This is a genomic window from Ferrovibrio sp. GW821-FHT12E11 (assembly GCF_058806975.1).
The window spans coordinates 373,816-389,805 of the sequence record NZ_JBXAQG010000002.1; the positions used below are offsets into that span (position 1 = coordinate 373,816).

At 65.3% G+C, this 15,990-nt stretch carries 19 protein-coding genes; 16 read left to right on the plus strand and 3 right to left on the minus strand.

Annotated features, from left to right (window positions below):
* Window positions 1-4 precede the first annotated feature (4 nt).
* The 7 genes from rnr to rpmG all read left to right on the plus strand — a co-directional run bounded on the left by rnr (window position 5) and on the right by rpmG (window position 6,334).
* The gene (gene rnr / locus AC1ROT_RS21940; protein ID WP_493001651.1) at window positions 5-2,275 is read left to right on the plus strand and encodes a ribonuclease R; all 2,271 of its coding nucleotides are present in this window, start codon (window positions 5-7) and stop codon (window positions 2,273-2,275) included.
* Window positions 2,272-3,252, plus strand: a complete 981-nt coding sequence (locus tag AC1ROT_RS21945) for a glycerophosphodiester phosphodiesterase (protein ID WP_493001653.1) — start codon at window positions 2,272-2,274, stop codon at window positions 3,250-3,252. The genes rnr and AC1ROT_RS21945 overlap by 4 nt, the downstream gene beginning before the upstream one ends.
* A 157-nt stretch (window positions 3,253-3,409) precedes the next feature.
* Window positions 3,410-4,393 carry a magnesium transporter CorA family protein gene (locus AC1ROT_RS21950; RefSeq protein WP_493001655.1) on the plus strand — a complete coding sequence of 328 codons (984 nt, stop codon included), beginning with the start codon at window positions 3,410-3,412 and terminating at the stop codon, window positions 4,391-4,393.
* Complete coding sequence (locus tag AC1ROT_RS21955; protein WP_493001657.1) at window positions 4,393-4,785, plus strand: DUF983 domain-containing protein; 393 nt, start codon at window positions 4,393-4,395, stop codon at window positions 4,783-4,785. The genes AC1ROT_RS21950 and AC1ROT_RS21955 overlap by 1 nt, the downstream gene beginning before the upstream one ends.
* A 14-nt stretch (window positions 4,786-4,799) precedes the next feature.
* Window positions 4,800-5,501: an NUDIX hydrolase gene (locus AC1ROT_RS21960; protein ID WP_493001658.1), complete on the plus strand. Its 702-nt coding sequence runs from the start codon at window positions 4,800-4,802 to the stop codon at window positions 5,499-5,501.
* Entirely contained in the window at window positions 5,498-6,091 is a 594-nt protein-coding gene (locus AC1ROT_RS21965; RefSeq protein ID WP_493001660.1) for an NUDIX hydrolase, read from the plus strand. The genes AC1ROT_RS21960 and AC1ROT_RS21965 overlap by 4 nt, the downstream gene beginning before the upstream one ends.
* A gap of 75 nt (window positions 6,092-6,166) precedes the next feature.
* Entirely contained in the window at window positions 6,167-6,334 is a 168-nt protein-coding gene (gene rpmG / locus AC1ROT_RS21970) for a 50S ribosomal protein L33 (protein ID WP_297684618.1), read from the plus strand.
* 103 nt (window positions 6,335-6,437) lie between these two features.
* Here the strand turns inward: rpmG and AC1ROT_RS21975 are convergent, their stop codons facing one another.
* Window positions 6,438-7,802: a PleD family two-component system response regulator gene (locus AC1ROT_RS21975; RefSeq protein WP_492973234.1), complete on the minus strand. Its 1,365-nt coding sequence runs from the start codon at window positions 7,800-7,802 to the stop codon at window positions 6,438-6,440.
* A 21-nt stretch (window positions 7,803-7,823) separates the two neighbouring features.
* Complete coding sequence (locus AC1ROT_RS21980; RefSeq protein WP_492973235.1) at window positions 7,824-8,198, minus strand: response regulator; 375 nt, start codon at window positions 8,196-8,198, stop codon at window positions 7,824-7,826.
* Window positions 8,199-8,301: 103 nt separating this feature from the next.
* On the opposite strand from AC1ROT_RS21980, the gene AC1ROT_RS21985 reads away from it, so the two are divergent.
* Both AC1ROT_RS21985 and AC1ROT_RS21990 read left to right on the plus strand, forming a co-directional pair.
* Complete coding sequence (locus AC1ROT_RS21985) at window positions 8,302-9,003, plus strand: hypothetical protein (RefSeq protein ID WP_492973236.1); 702 nt, start codon at window positions 8,302-8,304, stop codon at window positions 9,001-9,003.
* A gap of 19 nt (window positions 9,004-9,022) precedes the next feature.
* Window positions 9,023-9,931, plus strand: coding sequence for an ROK family protein (locus tag AC1ROT_RS21990; protein WP_493001662.1), 909 nt, complete (start codon window positions 9,023-9,025; stop codon window positions 9,929-9,931).
* A 4-nt stretch (window positions 9,932-9,935) separates the two neighbouring features.
* Here AC1ROT_RS21990 and AC1ROT_RS21995 read toward each other — a convergent pair whose 3' ends face one another.
* The gene (locus tag AC1ROT_RS21995; protein ID WP_493001664.1) at window positions 9,936-10,766 is read right to left on the minus strand and encodes an EipB family protein; all 831 of its coding nucleotides are present in this window, start codon (window positions 10,764-10,766) and stop codon (window positions 9,936-9,938) included.
* Window positions 10,767-11,091: 325 nt separating this feature from the next.
* Between AC1ROT_RS21995 and AC1ROT_RS22000 the strand changes: the two genes are divergently transcribed.
* The 7 genes from AC1ROT_RS22000 to AC1ROT_RS22030 all read left to right on the plus strand — a co-directional run bounded on the left by AC1ROT_RS22000 (window position 11,092) and on the right by AC1ROT_RS22030 (window position 15,984).
* Window positions 11,092-11,814: a GGDEF domain-containing protein gene (locus tag AC1ROT_RS22000; protein ID WP_493001666.1), complete on the plus strand. Its 723-nt coding sequence runs from the start codon at window positions 11,092-11,094 to the stop codon at window positions 11,812-11,814.
* 77 nt (window positions 11,815-11,891) lie between these two features.
* Complete coding sequence (locus tag AC1ROT_RS22005; RefSeq protein ID WP_492973239.1) at window positions 11,892-12,353, plus strand: RidA family protein; 462 nt, start codon at window positions 11,892-11,894, stop codon at window positions 12,351-12,353.
* Between the two features lie 4 nt (window positions 12,354-12,357).
* Complete coding sequence (locus tag AC1ROT_RS22010; RefSeq protein ID WP_493001668.1) at window positions 12,358-12,825, plus strand: RidA family protein; 468 nt, start codon at window positions 12,358-12,360, stop codon at window positions 12,823-12,825.
* A gap of 9 nt (window positions 12,826-12,834) precedes the next feature.
* The gene (locus tag AC1ROT_RS22015) at window positions 12,835-13,593 is read left to right on the plus strand and encodes a glycerophosphodiester phosphodiesterase family protein (RefSeq protein ID WP_492973241.1); all 759 of its coding nucleotides are present in this window, start codon (window positions 12,835-12,837) and stop codon (window positions 13,591-13,593) included.
* Between the two features lie 10 nt (window positions 13,594-13,603).
* Window positions 13,604-14,794 (plus strand): GNAT family N-acetyltransferase, encoded by a 1,191-nt coding sequence (locus tag AC1ROT_RS22020; protein ID WP_493001670.1) that lies wholly within the window; start codon window positions 13,604-13,606, stop codon window positions 14,792-14,794.
* A gap of 53 nt (window positions 14,795-14,847) precedes the next feature.
* The gene (locus AC1ROT_RS22025) at window positions 14,848-15,294 is read left to right on the plus strand and encodes an HIT family protein (RefSeq protein ID WP_493001672.1); all 447 of its coding nucleotides are present in this window, start codon (window positions 14,848-14,850) and stop codon (window positions 15,292-15,294) included.
* A gap of 24 nt (window positions 15,295-15,318) precedes the next feature.
* Window positions 15,319-15,984, plus strand: a complete 666-nt coding sequence (locus AC1ROT_RS22030; RefSeq protein ID WP_493001674.1) for a tetratricopeptide repeat protein — start codon at window positions 15,319-15,321, stop codon at window positions 15,982-15,984.
* Window positions 15,985-15,990 lie beyond the last annotated feature (6 nt).

Genomic DNA, 15,990 nt, shown 5'->3' on the forward strand with positions numbered 1-15,990 from the left:
GCGCGTGGCCAAGAAGAACGTCCATCCGGGCCTTCCGTCCAAGCAGGACATCCTCAAGTTCATTGCCGAGAATCCCGGCAAAGTGGGCAAGCGCGAAATCGCCAAGGCCTTTGGCGTGGGGCCGGAGCTGCGCGTGCAGCTCAAGGGCCTGCTGCGGGAACTGAAGGCCGAGGGCGATATCAACCAGGGCCATGGCAAGCGCATGGCACCGAAAGATGCCCTGCCGGAAGTGACGCTGGTCGATATCGTGAAGCTCGACCGCGACGGCGACCTGCTGGGCCGCCCGGTGGAATGGACCGGCGACGGCGAATCCCCGCGCATCATCTTTGAGGTCAGCGGCAAGCAGCGCCGTCGCGAGCTGGCCGATGTGGGCGTCGGCGACCGCGTGCTGGCCCGGCTCGAACGCGCTGGCAAGAACCGCTACACCGGCCGCGTGGTCAAGCGGCTGGAACGGGACGAGCAGCCGGTGCTGGGCGTCTTCGCCCTCACCGAAAACAGCGAAGGCCGCCTGCAGCCGACCGACCGCAAGATCCGCCATGAATTCGTGATCGCGCCCGAGCATTACGGTCATGCCAAGCCCGGCGAGATCGTGGTGGCGCAGCCGATGCAGGGCCGCCGCTTCGGCCTGAAGACCGCCAAGGTGATCGAGGTGATCGGCAGCAGCACCGATCCCAGGGCACTCAGCCTGATTGCCATCCACACGCTGGGCATCCCAACCAAGTTCAGCGAAGAAGCCCTGCAGGCCGCCAAGAAGGCCAAGCCGGTGACGCTGGGCAAGCGTGACGACCTGCGCGCCATCCCGCTGATCACCATCGATCCGGAAGATGCCCGCGACCATGACGACGCGGTGTTCGCCGAACCCGACGAGGATCCGAAGAATCCCGGCGGCTGGCATGCCATCGTCGCCATCGCCGATGTGGCGCATTACGTGCGGCCGGGCGAGGCGCTGGACCATGACGCCCGCCAGCGCGGCAACTCCACCTATTTCCCCGACCGCGTGGTGCCGATGCTGCCCGAGGCGCTGTCGGCCGATCTCTGCTCGCTGGTCGAAGGCAAGGACCGCGCCTGCATGGCCGTGCATCTGTGGTTCGACGCCAGCGGCAATAAACTGCGGCACAAATTCGTGCGCGGCCTGATGCGCTGCGCCGCCGGGCTGAATTATGGCCAGGTGCAGCGCGCCATCGACGGCGAGCCGGATGAGGCAGCACAGCCCTTCCTCGAACCAGTGCTCAAGCCCCTCTATGCCTGCCATGCGGCGGTCAACAAGGCCCGCGAGGCGCGTCAGCCGCTAGCCATCAATGCGCCCGAGCGCCGGGTGCTGATCGGCAAGGACGGTCATATCGCTGCCATCAAACCGCGCGAGCATATGCTGAGCCATCAGGTGATCGAGGATTTCATGATCGCGGCCAATGTGGCGGCAGCGGAAGAACTGGAAAAGCGCAAGCAGCCCTGCATGTATCGCGTGCACGAGCAGCCGTCGGACGAGAAGATCGACAGCCTGCGCAAATTCCTCGCCACGCTGGATTACAAGCTGGCCAAGGGCCAGGGCCTGCGGCCGATGCATTTCAATGCCATCCTCGAAGCCGCCAAAGACAGCGAGCATGAGCGGCTGATCAACGAGGTGGTGCTGCGCAGCCAGATGCAGGCGACCTACTCACCCGAGAACCGCGGCCATTTCGGCCTCAACCTGAGCAAATATGCCCATTTCACCTCGCCGATCCGCCGCTATGCCGACGTGCTGGTGCATCGCGCGCTGATCCGCGGCCTGGGCCTGGGCGATGACGGTCTGCCGCCGGCGGACGACGAGAATTTCGAAAGCATCGCCGAGCATATCTCGCTGACCGAGCGCCGCTCGATGCAGGCCGAGCGCGATGCGCTGAACCGCTTCATCACCGCCTTCATGGCCGATCATGTCGGCGCCGAATTCGAGGGCCGTATCACCGGGGTCACCCGCTTCGGCCTGTTCGTCGGACTGGACGAGACCGGCGCCGACGGCTTCGTGCCGATCGCCACGCTGGGCGACGACTATTACGAACATGACGAGGCCCATCGCGCCCTGGTCGGCAAACGCACGCGCAAACGCTTCCGGCTGGGTGATGCGCTCACCGTGCTGCTGGCGGAAGCCACGCCGGTGACCGGCGGCCTGCGCTTCGAGATCGTCGGCATGGGCGGCGGCAAACCGCGCGATACCCGTGGCGGCACGGCACGGCCGGTGGTGAAAAAGGCCACCAACCGCGCCCCCTGGTCGAAACACCGGAGCAAGAAACGAAAATGATCCGCTCAGCCTTCGCCACCACCCTCCTGCTGGCGACGGTTGCCGCGCCGGCCTTCTCATTCGACCTGCAGGGCCATCGCGGCACCCGTGGCCTGGCGCCGGAAAACACCCTGCCCGCCTTTGCCGCCGCGCTGGCTTTGGGTGTCACCACACTGGAATTCGACGTCAACCTGACGCAGGACGGCCATCTGCTGGTCGGCCATGACCCGGTGTTGCTGCCACATCTTGTGCGGCTGGATGGCAAGTGGATCGCCACGCCCGGCCCGGCGATCTGGCAGACGCCGCTGGCCGATCTGCAGCGCTACGATGTCGGCCGCCTCGATCCCGCCAGCCGCTATGGCCAGACCTATCCGGAGCAGAAGCCGGTGGACGGCACCCGCATGCCGCTGCTGGGCGATGTCTTCGCACTGGTCGCCAAAAGCGGCAATACCAGCGTGCGTTTCAACATCGAGACCAAGCTGAGCCCGCTGAAACCTGACGAGAGCGCGCCGCCCGAACGGTTTGCCACCGCGCTGGTGCTCGCCATCCGCAGTGCCGACCTGAGCCAACGCGCCAGCATCCAGTCCTTCGACTGGCGCACGCTGAAGGTGGCCGGCCGCCTCGCCCCTGAAATCCCGCGCGTCCATCTCACCATCGAAGGCGGCAATTCCGACAACGTGCAGCGCGGCCAGCCCGGCGCCAGCCCCTGGCTCGGCGGCCTCGATGCCGATGACTTCTCCTCCACGCCGGCACTCGTGAAAGCGGCAGGCGGCCAGGTCTGGTCGCCCTTCTGGCGCAATGTCACGGCCGAGTTGGTGGCCGAGGCGCACCGGCTGGACCTGCAGGTGATCCCCTGGACCGTCAACGAGCCGGCCGAGATGGACCGCCTGATCGGCCTGAAGGTCGATGGCCTGATCTCGGACTATCCCGACCGCCTGCGCAGCGTCATGCAGGCCCGTGGCCTGGCCCTGCCCGCGCCCACGCCGGTTTTTCCATAAACCCGTCACGCCATAAAACCGCCGCAGAGCTCAGGCAGGATGATCCTGCGGCAAAATCGCCGCAGGTGATTTTCAGGGCTTCCCAGGTCCGGAATCCGGGGCTACAAGGGCGCCGCGCTGCACCGCCGGGGCGGCGCCGGAACCAGGGACGGCCAGCATGATTACTGCCTACCTGCCGCTTGGCGGCCAACTGCAACGCATCGATCTGACCCCTGACGCGGCCCTGCCCGACGGCGCCGTGTGGATCGACCTGCTCGAACCCAGCCAGGCCGAGGAGAAGATCGTCGAACGCCTGCTCGGCATCGAAATGCCGACGCGCGAAGAGATGCAGGAGATCGAGATTTCCAGCCGGCTGTATCGCGAAGGCGATTCCAGCTTCATGACTGCGAACGTGCTGTACCAGGCCGAGACGCCGCAGCCGCAGACCACCGCCGTCACCTTCATGCGCACGCCGCGCGCCACCGTCACGCTGCGCTATGCCGATCCGCTGGCCTTCCGCCAGTTCGTCGCCCGTGCCCAGCGCCAGCCCAATCTGCTCGCCTCGCCCGATGCGGCGCTCTGCGGCATTCTCGATTCCGTGATCGACCGTGCCGCTGACGTGCTGGAAATCGCCGGCAAGGATCTGGATGGCGTGTCGCGCAACATCTTCGGCTATGGCGGCCAGCAGCATGAATCCGCCGACGAGACCGACCTGGAAGAAGCCGTGCGCAAGCTCGGCCATGTCGAGGACCTGAATTCGCGCATCCGCGACAGTCTGGTCTCGCTCACCCGCCTGATCGCCTTCCTGACGCTGACCATGGCCGAGCAGCGCGGCACCAAGGAAAGCCGCACCTGGCTGAAAACCCTGGCGCGCGACGTGCAGTCGCTGAACGAACAGGCGGCCTTCCTCGCGCACAAGGGCAACTTCCTGCTCGATGCGACGCTGGGCCTGATCAACATCCAGCAGACCAAGATCATCAAGATCTTCTCGGTCGCCGCTACCGTGTTCCTGCCGCCGACCCTGATCGCCAGCATCTACGGCATGAATTTCGAGCATATGCCTGAGCTGAGCTGGCAGGTCGGCTATCCGATGGCCATCCTGCTGATGGTCGCTTCGGCGGTGCTGCCCTACTGGTGGTTCAAGCGCAAAGGCTGGCTGTGATGCCACTGTCGCTCGACGATCTGGTCGAGCGCCCGACCGGACAGGCCATGCTGCGCGGCTGGCGCGGGCGCTGTCCGCAATGCGGCACCGGCCGGCTATATGGCCGCTACCTGAAGGTCAACGAGACCTGCGCCTCCTGCGGCCTCGGGCTCGCCGGCCATCGCGCCGACGACGCGCCGCCCTATTTCACCATCCTGATTGTCGCCCATATCATCGTGCCGCTGATGCTGCTGCTGGAGCAGAAGATGCAGCCGCCGGAATGGCTGCATATGGTGCTGTGGCTGCCGCTGACCGTGCTGCTCTGCCTGTGGCTGCTGCCGCAGATCAAGGGCGCGCTGATCGGCCTGCAATGGGCCCGGCGCATGCACGGCTTCGGCAGCGAGCCGCACTGACTTATACTCCAGCGATGGGAACTGCCGACTCAGGGGCGCAGCCGAAACCGCAGCGGATCCGCGACGCTGCCACGCTGGTGCTGTATCGCCGCCGCAATGGCCGCCTGGAAGTGCTGATGGGCGAGCGTCACGGCGCCAGCGCCTTCATGCCCAACCGCTATGTCTTTCCCGGTGGTCGCCTCGACATGGCCGACTACCGCATCCGCCCGGCCGCCGCCCTCAACCCGGTGAGCGCCGCGCGGCTGGCGCGCACCAAAGGCACCGGCCCGCGCAAGGGTCTGGCCCTGGCCCTGGCGGCGATCCGCGAGACCTATGAGGAATCCGGCCTGCGCATTGCCGGGCCGTCGAGCCGCCGGTTGCCGGCCCTGCCGCCCAGCTGGGCGGAGTTCTGCACCGGCGGCCTGGCGCCCGATCCGGCGCCGCTGCTGTATATCTGCCGCGCCATCACCCCGCCGGGCCGGCCGCGCCGCTTCGATGCCCGCTTCTTCGCCGCACCCGCCGAATCGGCCGACGGCGTGCTGCGCCCTTCAGCCGAACTGGACAAGCTGAGCTGGGTCACCCGGGCCGATACCGAGGGCCTGCCGCTGCCCGGCATCACCCAGTATGTGATCGCCCATCTGGAGGCCTGGCTGGACCACCCGGCCGCCGCCGACCCGGCGGCGCAAGTGCCCTTCCACCATATGCGCCGGGGCCAGCGCCAGCTGGACTGGGAATGAGCCGGCCGGTTTCGCCGCAGCCGGCGGCCAGCCTGGTGCTGGTGCGCCAGAGCCATGGCGGGCCCGAGGTGCTGATGGGCCGTCGCGCTGGCCGGCACCGCTTCCTGCCCGATGTCTACGCCTTTCCGGGCGGCCGCCTCGACTCATCCGACAGATCAGAAAATCCAATTAAACCATTATTAGAAAACAATGATTTCACAATACAGGCGCTGGCCATAGCGGCCATCCGAGAAACCTGGGAAGAAACCGGGATTCTCCTCGGCGCGCTGGAAAACGGCCGTCTGCGGCCGGATCTTTCGGGCCTGCGCTACCTCTGCCGGGCGATCACCCCGGCCGAGAGCCCGATCCGCTTCCATGCCCGGTTTTTCCTGCAGGATGTCACCGGCCTGCCGGTGACCCTGGGTGGCTCCGGCGAGCTGCTGGACCTAGCCTTCCGGCCCGTCCAGGCGTCGCTGCGGCTGCCGCTGGCCGACATCACCGAATTCGTGCTGGGCCAGGTGGCGACGCTGGGACCGGACCTGCAGCCGCAACGCACCGCTTTCTGGCGCTACCGCCGGGGTAAACCGATGATCCGCTGGGATAATCCTTAGGCGTTGACATCGGGGTGCGAATCCCTATGCTGCGCCGCCAATCCCAGCCGCACCGCTATTTGTGGAATCCGAGTCATGGCCAAGCCGACTACCCTGAAGATCAAGCTGCTCAGCACCGCCGATACCGGCTTCTTCTATGTGACCAAGAAGAACCCGCGTACCAAGACCGAAAAGCTGTCGTTCAAGAAGTACGACCCGGTGGCGCGCAAGCATGTCGAATTCAAGGAAACCAAGATCAAGTAAGGTTTCCTGCCTGGCGCCCTCGCCTCGCGAGGATGGCGCGCCGGCCTGAAATGAAAAAAGCCCCGCTGGATCAGCGGGGCTTTTCGTTTGTCCGGAGAACTGCTCAGGCCTGCCGGTAGACGATCCGGTTACGGCCGCCGTTCTTCGCCTCGTACAGCGCCTCGTCGGCCCGCTTGAGCAGGGTGTCGGCCGTATCGGCCGCGCTGGACGAGGTGCAGCCGATCGAACAGGTGACGGTCATCTCGCCGGCCCCACGGGTGGCGATGACCTTGCCGCCAATGGCCTGCAGCAGGCGGTTGGCCACCACCTCGGAGGATTCGAGGTCGGTATCGGGCATCAGCACGACGAATTCCTCGCCGCCGAACCGGCAGGCCATGTCGATGCCGCGGATATTGCGCACGATGCGGTTGCCCACCTCGCGCAGCACCTCGTCGCCAACCGGGTGACCGTGGGTGTCGTTGACGGCCTTGAAGTAATCCAGATCGATGATGGCAACAGCCGTGCCATGCTGGCTGGCGCTCTGGCTCAGCAGCGTGGACAGATGCGAGGCCATGTAGCGGCGATTGTAGAGACCGGTCAGCGGATCGGTGACCGCCATCTCCATGCTCTGCTGGTAATGCAGGCGCAGGCGATCCTGGTAGCGCTTGCGGCGCACCTGGGCGCGCAGGCGGGCGATGAATTCGTTGCGGTCGATCGGGCGCACGACATAGTCGGTGACGCCGATCTCCAGGCCTTTCACCAGCTGCTTCTGGTCATCGGGTCCGACCAGCAGCAGGATCGGCACATTGCGGGTTTCCTCGGTAGTGCGGAACTGCGAACACAGGCGCAAACCATCGGGATTCTGCAGACCGAGGCTGATGACAATGGAATCGTATTCCACCTGGCGCGCCCGATGCAGCGCCTCCATGCCGTCGGCGATCATCTCCGTGCGGAACTGGCCTTCGATCATGCGCTGCAGCCGCACCTGGTCGCGCGGATTGTCTTCCACCAGCAGAATCTGCGACGAGGCATAATCCTCATCAAGGCTCGGCACCGGCGGCGAGATCACGCCCAGCGAGGCCGACGTGCGTTCGCGCATGCGCAGCTCGTCCAGCATCAGCTTGACGCGCAGCAGCGAGCGCACGCGCGCGAACATGGCAATGTCATCGACCGGCTTGGTCAGGAAATCGTCGGCGCCGGCGCTGAGGCCCTGCACGCGATCTTCCGGATCGCCCAGCGCGGTCACCATGATCACCGGCACATGGGCGGTATCCGGGTTGGCCTTCAGGCGACGGCAGACTTCGAATCCGTCCATGCCCGGCATCATCACGTCGAGCAGGATGAGGTCCGGTTTCTGCACGACGGCAGCCTCCAGCGCCTCGACACCACTGCCGGCGGTGATCACTTCGTAATATTCGCTGGTCAGCTTCGCTTCCAGCACCTTGATATTGGTGCGGATGTCGTCGACGACCAGAATGCGCGCGGTCATCGGTCTGCTATCTGCCGGAGATCAGGCTTTGGGTTCGAGAAACTGCTTCACCGTCTCGATGAATTTTCCAACCGAGATCGGCTTGGCGATATAGGCGTCGCAGCCACCTTCCCGCATCTTTTCCTCGTCGCCCTTCATGGCGAAGGCGGTGACGGCCACCACGGGGATGGTGCGCAGGTTGTCGTCTTCCTTGATCCACTTGATGACTTCCAGGCCGGAGACTTCTGGCAGCTGGATGTCCATTAGGATCAGGTCGGGGCGGTGCTTGCGCACCATGGCCAGGGCTTCCATGCCATCCTTGGTCTGCAGGGTCTGGTAGCCATGGGCATCCAGCAGGTCGTGGAACAACTTCATGTTGAGTTCGTTGTCCTCGACGATCAATACGGTCTTGCTCATCAGCCCCCATCCCCGGATAGTGTGTACTGCTACGCTCGCCGCGTTTTTCCAGTGTATCCAGTATTTTGTAGCATTCCGGACCGGCCGGGCCAAGCCGTTTGCGATGACATTACGACCTCAGATGAGCCTGAAATCCGATACCCCGCCACAGCTTCCCGCCCCGGTCGCCGAACAGCTGGCCACCCTGTCGCTCAGGGCCGGCCAGCCGCTGCTGATCGTCGATGCCGACGAGGTCCTGTTCTACTTCATGCGCGGCCTGGAAGGCTTCCTGGCCGGCCGCGAGCTTTATTTCGACTGGGCCTCCTACGCCCTGCACGGCAATATCCGCCGCCGCGTCGACGACAGTCCGGTGGATGCGGAAACCCTGCATCCCCTGCTGCAGCGGTTTTTCGCCGAGGCCACCGAAATGATGGACCCGGTGGACGGGGCCGCGGCGGCCCTGGCGGAACTGAACAAAACCGCCCAGATCGTCATTCTGAGCAATGTGCCCATGGCCGCCCGTGCCGCACGCAGCCGCGCGCTTGCCCGGCATGGCATGGATTTTCCCCTGATCGCCAACAGCGGACCGAAAGGTCCGGCCGTCGCCGTCCTGCTGCGCCAGGCCGGAGCCGCCACCGTGTTCATCGACGACATTCCGCACAACCATACCTCGGTTGCGCAGATCGCACCGGCGGCACATCGGTTGCACTACATTGCCGATCCCCGGCTTGCCGCCCTGCTGGGACCGGCGCCGGATTGTCATCACCGCATGGACGACTGGCCGATGATACAGGCCCATGTCGCCGCGCTGCTGACGCAAACGTGATCCCGTGAACGCAGCAGCCATGCGTATCGGTATCGATCTGGGCGGAACAAAAATCGAAGCCGTCGCACTGGCGAATGATGGCAGCATCCGCGCACGACGGCGCGTGCCGGCGCCACGCGGCAACTATGACGCGACGGTCATGGCGCTACGCGATCTGGCGGCTGCCGTCGCCACGGAAGCCGGCGCCAACGGCCCGATCGGCGTCGGCATTCCCGGCACCATCTCGCCGGCCACCGGCCTGATCAAGAATGCCAACTCGGTCTGGCTGATCGGCCATCCGCTCGACCGGGACCTTGCGGCGGCAACCGGCCGGCCGGTGCGGCTGGCCAACGACGCCAACTGCTTTGCCCTGTCGGAAGCCAGCGATGGCGCCGGCGCCGGGCATGGCGTGGTGTTCGGCGCCATCCTCGGCACCGGCTGCGGCTCCGGCATTGTCGTCGATGGCCGCGCCCTCACCGGCCCGAACGCCATTGCCGGCGAATGGGGCCACAATCCCCTGCCCTGGCCACAGCCGGACGAACTACCCGGTCCGCGCTGCTACTGCGGCAAATGGGGCTGCCAAGAAACCTTCCTGTCCGGCACCGGGCTGGAGCTTGATTTCCGCGCCGCGACTGGCCGCGACCTGAAAGGCGCCGATATCGTCGCCGCAGCGGAAGGTGGCGATGCGCAGGCCGAGCAGGCCCTGCAGCGCTATGAGAATCGTCTGGCGCGCGGTCTGGCGACGATCATCAACCTGCTGGACCCCGATATCATCGTGCTCGGCGGCGGCCTGTCGAATCTCGAACGGCTGTATCGCAACGTGCCGCGCCTGTGGGGTGCCTTCGTCTTTTCCGATGTGGTCACCACGCCACTGGTGAAGAACCGTCATGGCGACAGTTCCGGCGTGCGCGGCGCGGCCTGGCTGTGGCCGGCAGACGCAACGCTCTAGATACTCAGCAGGCGTCGCGCGGCTTGAGTTCCAGCAGCTTCAGGCTGGCGCGGATCGCCCAGTCGCCATAATCGAAAACGATGTCATCGGCCACGCCATTCTCGTACAGGCGATAGGCGATCTCGTATTCCGGCGTGTCCGACTGCTTGTCGGACGTGAAATAGGCCAGACGAATGCGCCATGAGCGCTGGCCCTTCAGCGGCGACAGGATCTTCATGTCGCCGGTTTCCACCGGCATCTCGGCACCGACGAAGCCGCCGACCTCGCTGTAGGACTCCGCCGAGGCTCCGTCATACACCGATGTCTGCAACCAATTGCCGCCGTTGCGCGCCAGCGCCAGCAGCCGCACGGTATGGTCGGTGGGAAACATTGTGCCGACCGGCAATGCGAGGTCGGTATCCTCGGGCAGCGTGAAGCGAACCTGACCGCCCGTACGGCTGTTCAGCTTGGCCTCGCCGTTCAGTTCCTGCTCGACGTCGCCATTCACCTCGTCCTTCATCTTGAAGCGGAACCGCTGGCCATCCAGCGACTCCCACGAGTTCAGCACCATGTTGGTGAGCACACTGCCATCTTCGGTGCTGGTCTCGATGACAAACCTCTGGTTCAGCACATAGCCGTCGCAGGCATGGACGAATTCCAGGCTCAGGCCCCCGGCCACGCCATTCCGGTAATTGCGAACGTCAGGCCGGGCAACGGACAGGGTGTAGAGCGCCCGGTGGCTGACCAGGCCTTTGGCAATGGCCTGCAGTTCGGTCGTATCGACGGCCGGAGCGGGTCCGGCCGGCAGGCCCATCAGCCCCAGCAGCAAAAACAGCGAAAACAACGCGCGGCGCATGATCAAAGCCAAGGTCAGGGCTGGGGGTAAATCCAAAAAATCCTGACCTAGAATAGCCTTAGCTGACATGGAAAGAAACATGCCGCTCTGCACACAAAGTACGGCCAATGGGTCGACGGCAGCACCCGCACCGCGGGCGCAGGCCCTGTCTTGGTCCGGAAGGCCTCCCGAAGGCACGCTCTGCCGGCTGTTCCGATTCGGAAAAACCGGCGACAGGCGGCTATCGGCAAAATCTGCCTCGGGTGCTTGGAGAAAATGACTGTTTTTCAATGTTTTCCGCTTGGCACATGGCTTGCTTTGCTAATGGGGCAAAGTGAGATGTGTGATGAAGCCTGCAAATGACAGCGACGTTTTCACCATGGCCGGCCAGACAGCCGCCGACGGCAGCCTGCCGGGCTTTGCCAGCCTGGTCCTGCGCCTGCGGCTGGCCCTGCGCCGCGACCCCGATCCGCGCAAGCATGATCTGGTCGAGCAGATTCTAACCGCCGCAGCCGAAAGCGAGCAGCAGCTGGCCGATCAGGCCCAGCGCATCGCGGAACTGCAGGCGCTGTCCACCACCGACGAACTGACCGGCCTGCCCAACCGCCGCGCCTTCGAGAATTTCATGCAGGCCGAGTTGGCCCGCGCCCGGCGCGAGAACCGCCAGGGCACGCTGGCTTATTTCGACCTCGACCATTTCAAGGCGATCAACGACCGCCACGGCCATGCGGCCGGCGACGCCGTGCTGCGCCAGATGGCCCTGCGCCTGCAGCCTGCCGCCCGCAGCACCGACTGCCTCGCCCGCCTGCATGGCGATGAATTCGTATTGGCGATGCCGGGCGCCAGCCCGGACCAGGCCGAAACCCGGCTGGGGGAACTGGTGACGCGGATCGAGAAACAGCCGCTGCGCCATGGCGACAGCCTGATCCCCACCGGCATCAGTTACGGCCTGTCGCCCTATGATGGCCAGATGGACCTGAAAACCCTGCTGCGCGATTGCGACCGGGCGATGTATGCCCGCAAGCAGGCCCGCCGCCGGCCGCCGGCCCTCGTGACGACACCGGACTGAAATCGCTGGCGCGTTGCCAGCCGCGCGGCATCCGGGCTAGACAGTATTCTGTACTGTCCAACCCCCAGGATATCGCCATGAGCCACGACGCCCGCCTCGCCGCCCTCAAGATCGAACTGCCCGCCCCGGCCACACCGGCTGCCAATTACGTGCCGTTCGTGATCGCCGGCAACCTGCTGTTCGTCGCCGGCCAGATCACCATCTTCAATGGCGAAGTGCGCTATCTCGGCAAGCTGGGCGCCGGCATCGATATCGAAACCGGCAAGCAGGCGGCCCGGCTCTGCGGCCTCAACATCATCGCGCAGGCGCGCGCCGCGCTGGGCGGCAGCCTGGATCGCATCGTGCGCTGCGCCAAGGTCGGTGGCTTCGTCAACTGCACGCCCGACTTCATCGATCATCCGACGGTGGTCAACGGCGCTTCCGACCTGATGGTCGAGGTGTTCGGCGATGCCGGCAAACATGCCCGTTTCGCCGTTGGCGCCGTGTCGCTGCCGCGTGGCGTGGCCGTCGAAGTCGACGCCATCTTCGAGATCGCCTGATCGCATGACAGGCCAGGTCGCGGCCCGCCTGCAGGCCAAGGGTTTGACGCTGCCGCCGGCCCCGCAGCCGGTGGCCACCTATGTCGGCTTCGTCACGGTGGGCAAGCTGGTGCATGTCGCAGGCGTTGGCCCGACCTGGGGACCGGAGATCCGCTATCGCGGCAAAGTCGGCCGCGATCTGAGTTTTGAGGACGGCTATGCCGCTGCCGGTCTGACCGCGCTGAACCTGCTGGCGCATATGCAGGTCGCCTGCGGCGGCGATCTTGACCGTATCGACCGCTGCGTCAAACTGCTCTGCCTGGTGAACACGGTGCCGGATTTCATCGACGCGCAGAAGGTTGCCAATGGCGCCACCGATCTGCTGACCGATCTGTTTGGCGTCGATAATCGGCCGGCGCGGACCACCACGGCGGCGCCGTCCCTGCCGATGGACATCGCCTTCGAGGCCGATGCCGTTTTCCTCTTACGTTGAGAATCCACCATGGCGCGTCCCGATGATCTTCCCAAATGGCTGACCAAGACTCCCGTCGCCCATCGCGGCCTGCATGACATGGCCAAGGGCGTGCCGGAAAATTCGCGGCTCGCCTTCCAGAAGGCCATCGATGGCGGCTTTGCCATCGAAACCGATGTGCGCATCACCGGCGACCGTCAGGTGGTGGTGTTCCACGATCCCGATCTGAAGCGGCTGTGCGGCCAGGAGGGTGTCGTCTGCCAGATGGCACTGGCCGATCTGAAGCCGCTCAAGCTGCTGGGCACCGAAGAAACCGTACCGAGCTTCCGCGACCTGCTGGACCAGGTGCAGGGCGCCGTGCCGCTGGTGGTCGAGATCAAGAAGGACAAGGGCGAGCCGGTCGGTCCGCTGGAGACCAGCGTCGCCCGCATGCTGCAGCATTATCCCGGCCCCTTCGTGGTGCAGTCGTTCAATCCGCGCACCGTGAAGTGGTTCCAGAAGAACGCGCCGCAGATTATCCGCGGCCAGATTTCGACAGACCTTGCCAATATGACCAAGGGCCTTAACTGGTTCACCCGGATGCAATTGAAGCGCGCCCTGATGACCGGTTACGGCAACCCCGACTTCCTGGCCTATGACGTGCGCGACCTGCCGTCCGAGATCACGGCGGCGGCGCGGCGGCGCGGCCTGCCGCTGCTGAGCTGGACCGTGCGCACACCGGCCGAGCGCGCCCGCGCCGCGGCCCATGCCGACAATGTGATCTTCGAGGATCTGTCGACCCAAGCATGAGCATCCTGGCATGAAGGCTGGCGCGGACGGAGCAGAAAGCCCTGTTACCATCCGGGCACTGGCGCGGATCGCCGAGATTCCGGCAACCGCCTGGGATGCCTGCGCGGGCAGCGGCAATCCCTTTGTCATCCATGCCTTCCTCGACGCCCTGGAACAATCGGGCTGCGTGACGCCGCGCAGCGGCTGGCAGCCCACCCATCTGGTGGCCGAGACAGCCGACGGCACCGTGATCGGCGCACTGCCGCTCTACATCAAGGGCCACAGCCAGGGTGAATATATCTTCGACCATGGCTGGGCCGAGGCCTATGCCCGCGCCGGCGGCCAGTATTATCCCAAGCTGCTGTCGGCCGTGCCCTTCTCGCCCGTCACCGGTCCGCGCTTCCTGATCGCGCCGGGACAGGATTTCAGCACGGTTGCCGATGCGCTGCTGCAGGGCGCCCGCGAAGTGATGCGACGCTATCGCCTGTCTTCGCTGCATGTGAATTTCCTCACCGAAGCCGAGGCCGGCTGGGCGTCCCGCGAGGGCGGGATGCTGCTGCGGCTGGGCGAGCAGTTCCACTGGCAGAACAATGGCTATGCGGATTTTGAGGCCTTCCTGACCCAGCTGGCCTCGCGCAAGCGCAAGGCGATCCGCAAGGAACGCCGCGAGGCTGTTGCCGCCGGGATCGAGATCGAAGTCCTGCAGGGCGCGGCTCTGACCGAGGCCCATTGGGATGCCTTCTTCGAATTCTATATGGATACCGGCAGCCGCAAATGGGGTCGGCCCTATCTGAACCGCGACTTCTTCCACCGCCTGCAGACCACCATGCCGGAACAGATCGTGCTGGTGATGGCGCGCCGTGACGGCCGCTGGATCGCCGGCGCCTGGAACATGCTGGGCAGCGACACGCTTTACGGCCGCAACTGGGGCTGCATCGAATACCATCCGGGCCTGCATTTCGAATGCTGCTATTACCAGGCCATCGACTATGCCATCCGCCATGGTCTGGCCCGCGTGGAGGCCGGCGCCCAGGGCGAGCACAAGCTGGCCCGCGGCTACCTGCCGGTGCCGATCCATTCGGTGCATGCGATGGCCGATCCCGGTTTCCAGGACGCGGTCGACCGCTATCTGAAGGAAGAACGCGCCCATATGGCCGGGCTGATCGCCGCCCTGGACGAGCATTCACCGTTTCGTCAGGTGCAGGGCGAGGAAAGCGAATAGCGTCCGCCCCCGCCGCAGGCTAGACTCCCGGCAAAACGCTGGGGAGAACTGTCATGGCCGGACTGCCGCAGGACGCTGGACTGCCAAAGGATGGGGGCTGCATTTTCTGCAAGATCGTCCGGGGCGAGGCTCCAAGCTACAAGCTCCATGAGGACGACCTCACCTACGCTATCATGGACATCAACCCTTTCAACCACGGCCATGCCCTGGTGCTGAGCAAGGGCCATTACGCCAACCTGCTGGACGCCAGCGACGAAAGCATCGCCGCGGTCGCGCGCACCGCGAAGAAGATCGCGGCGGCCGTCACGGATGCGGTGCCCAATGACGGCTTCAACATCGTGCAGGCGAATGGCAAGGGCGCCGCGCAGTCGGTGCAGCATTATCATGTGCATGTCCTGCCCCGGCGGCTGGGCGACAATGCCAAGCTGAACTGGAGCCTGGCACCCGGCGACCAGGAGGCCATCGCCCGGCTAGCGGCGGATATCAAGGCCCGCCTGTGAGTATGTATCTGTGAGTATCCACCAGTGATCCGCTGGCTCAGTGCATTCGCGCTGCTGGTCTCTGCCCTGCCGGCGCAGGCGGAGGACGCGGCCGCGCAGTGCCGCAGCGAAGCCGAGCGTGGCCAGACCGCAGCCTGCGAACGCGCCATCGCCGCCAGTCCGAAAGATGCCGAGCTGCATGCCCTGCTCGGCCAGGCCTATTTCGCCAGCGGCTTTTATCCCGAAGGCCTGCAGGCCCTGAAACAGGCCATCCGCGTCTCCAATGGCGATCCGGCCTATCGCTATCGCTTTGCCGGCTATGCGGCGCTGGTCAACGAATATCCGATGGCGGTAAAAGAACTGGACCTGGCGACGGCCAGCACGCCCGGCGACGTGCGTCTGTGGGTGCTGCTGGCCGACTGCTATCGCTATATGAAAAACACCCAGCTGGCCCTGCAGGCCAGCCATCGCGCCGCAGAGCTGGGTGATCCGGCAGAATCCTATGTGCTCGCCATGCACTATGGCAGCGGCGAAGGCCTGCCGCTGGATTACGCCGCCGAACTGCTGTGGCTGGAACGCGCCGCCAAGGGCGGCCATGTCAGCGCCATGCAGACTCTGGCCCGGCTTTATGCCGACGGCCGTCCCGGCATCCCGCCCGATCCGGCCAAGCGGAAATACTGGGACGCCAAGGCTCGCCGCAACGCGAACTAGCCAGAG

What these genes read in the sequence shown, in the direction of transcription:
- AC1ROT_RS22020 (WP_493001670.1), top strand. Translation starts at nt 13,604, where the DNA reads ATGAAGGCTGGCGCGGACGGAGCAGAAAGCCCTGTTACCATCCGGGCA.
- AC1ROT_RS22010 (WP_493001668.1), top strand. Translation starts at nt 12,358, where the DNA reads ATGACAGGCCAGGTCGCGGCCCGCCTGCAGGCCAAGGGTTTGACGCTG.
- AC1ROT_RS21980 (WP_492973235.1), bottom strand. Translation starts at nt 8,198, where the DNA reads ATGAGCAAGACCGTATTGATCGTCGAGGACAACGAACTCAACATGAAG.
- AC1ROT_RS22015 (WP_492973241.1), top strand. Translation starts at nt 12,835, where the DNA reads ATGGCGCGTCCCGATGATCTTCCCAAATGGCTGACCAAGACTCCCGTC.
- AC1ROT_RS22005 (WP_492973239.1), top strand. Translation starts at nt 11,892, where the DNA reads ATGAGCCACGACGCCCGCCTCGCCGCCCTCAAGATCGAACTGCCCGCC.
- AC1ROT_RS21990 (WP_493001662.1), top strand. Translation starts at nt 9,023, where the DNA reads ATGCGTATCGGTATCGATCTGGGCGGAACAAAAATCGAAGCCGTCGCA.
- AC1ROT_RS21995 (WP_493001664.1), bottom strand. Translation starts at nt 10,766, where the DNA reads ATGCGCCGCGCGTTGTTTTCGCTGTTTTTGCTGCTGGGGCTGATGGGC.
- AC1ROT_RS21945 (WP_493001653.1), top strand. Translation starts at nt 2,272, where the DNA reads ATGATCCGCTCAGCCTTCGCCACCACCCTCCTGCTGGCGACGGTTGCC.
- rpmG (WP_297684618.1), top strand. Translation starts at nt 6,167, where the DNA reads ATGGCCAAGCCGACTACCCTGAAGATCAAGCTGCTCAGCACCGCCGAT.
- AC1ROT_RS22000 (WP_493001666.1), top strand. Translation starts at nt 11,092, where the DNA reads ATGAAGCCTGCAAATGACAGCGACGTTTTCACCATGGCCGGCCAGACA.
- AC1ROT_RS21975 (WP_492973234.1), bottom strand. Translation starts at nt 7,802, where the DNA reads ATGACCGCGCGCATTCTGGTCGTCGACGACATCCGCACCAATATCAAG.
- AC1ROT_RS21985 (WP_492973236.1), top strand. Translation starts at nt 8,302, where the DNA reads ATGACATTACGACCTCAGATGAGCCTGAAATCCGATACCCCGCCACAG.
- AC1ROT_RS22025 (WP_493001672.1), top strand. Translation starts at nt 14,848, where the DNA reads ATGGCCGGACTGCCGCAGGACGCTGGACTGCCAAAGGATGGGGGCTGC.
- AC1ROT_RS21955 (WP_493001657.1), top strand. Translation starts at nt 4,393, where the DNA reads ATGCCACTGTCGCTCGACGATCTGGTCGAGCGCCCGACCGGACAGGCC.
- AC1ROT_RS21950 (WP_493001655.1), top strand. Translation starts at nt 3,410, where the DNA reads ATGATTACTGCCTACCTGCCGCTTGGCGGCCAACTGCAACGCATCGAT.
- AC1ROT_RS21965 (WP_493001660.1), top strand. Translation starts at nt 5,498, where the DNA reads ATGAGCCGGCCGGTTTCGCCGCAGCCGGCGGCCAGCCTGGTGCTGGTG.
- AC1ROT_RS21960 (WP_493001658.1), top strand. Translation starts at nt 4,800, where the DNA reads ATGGGAACTGCCGACTCAGGGGCGCAGCCGAAACCGCAGCGGATCCGC.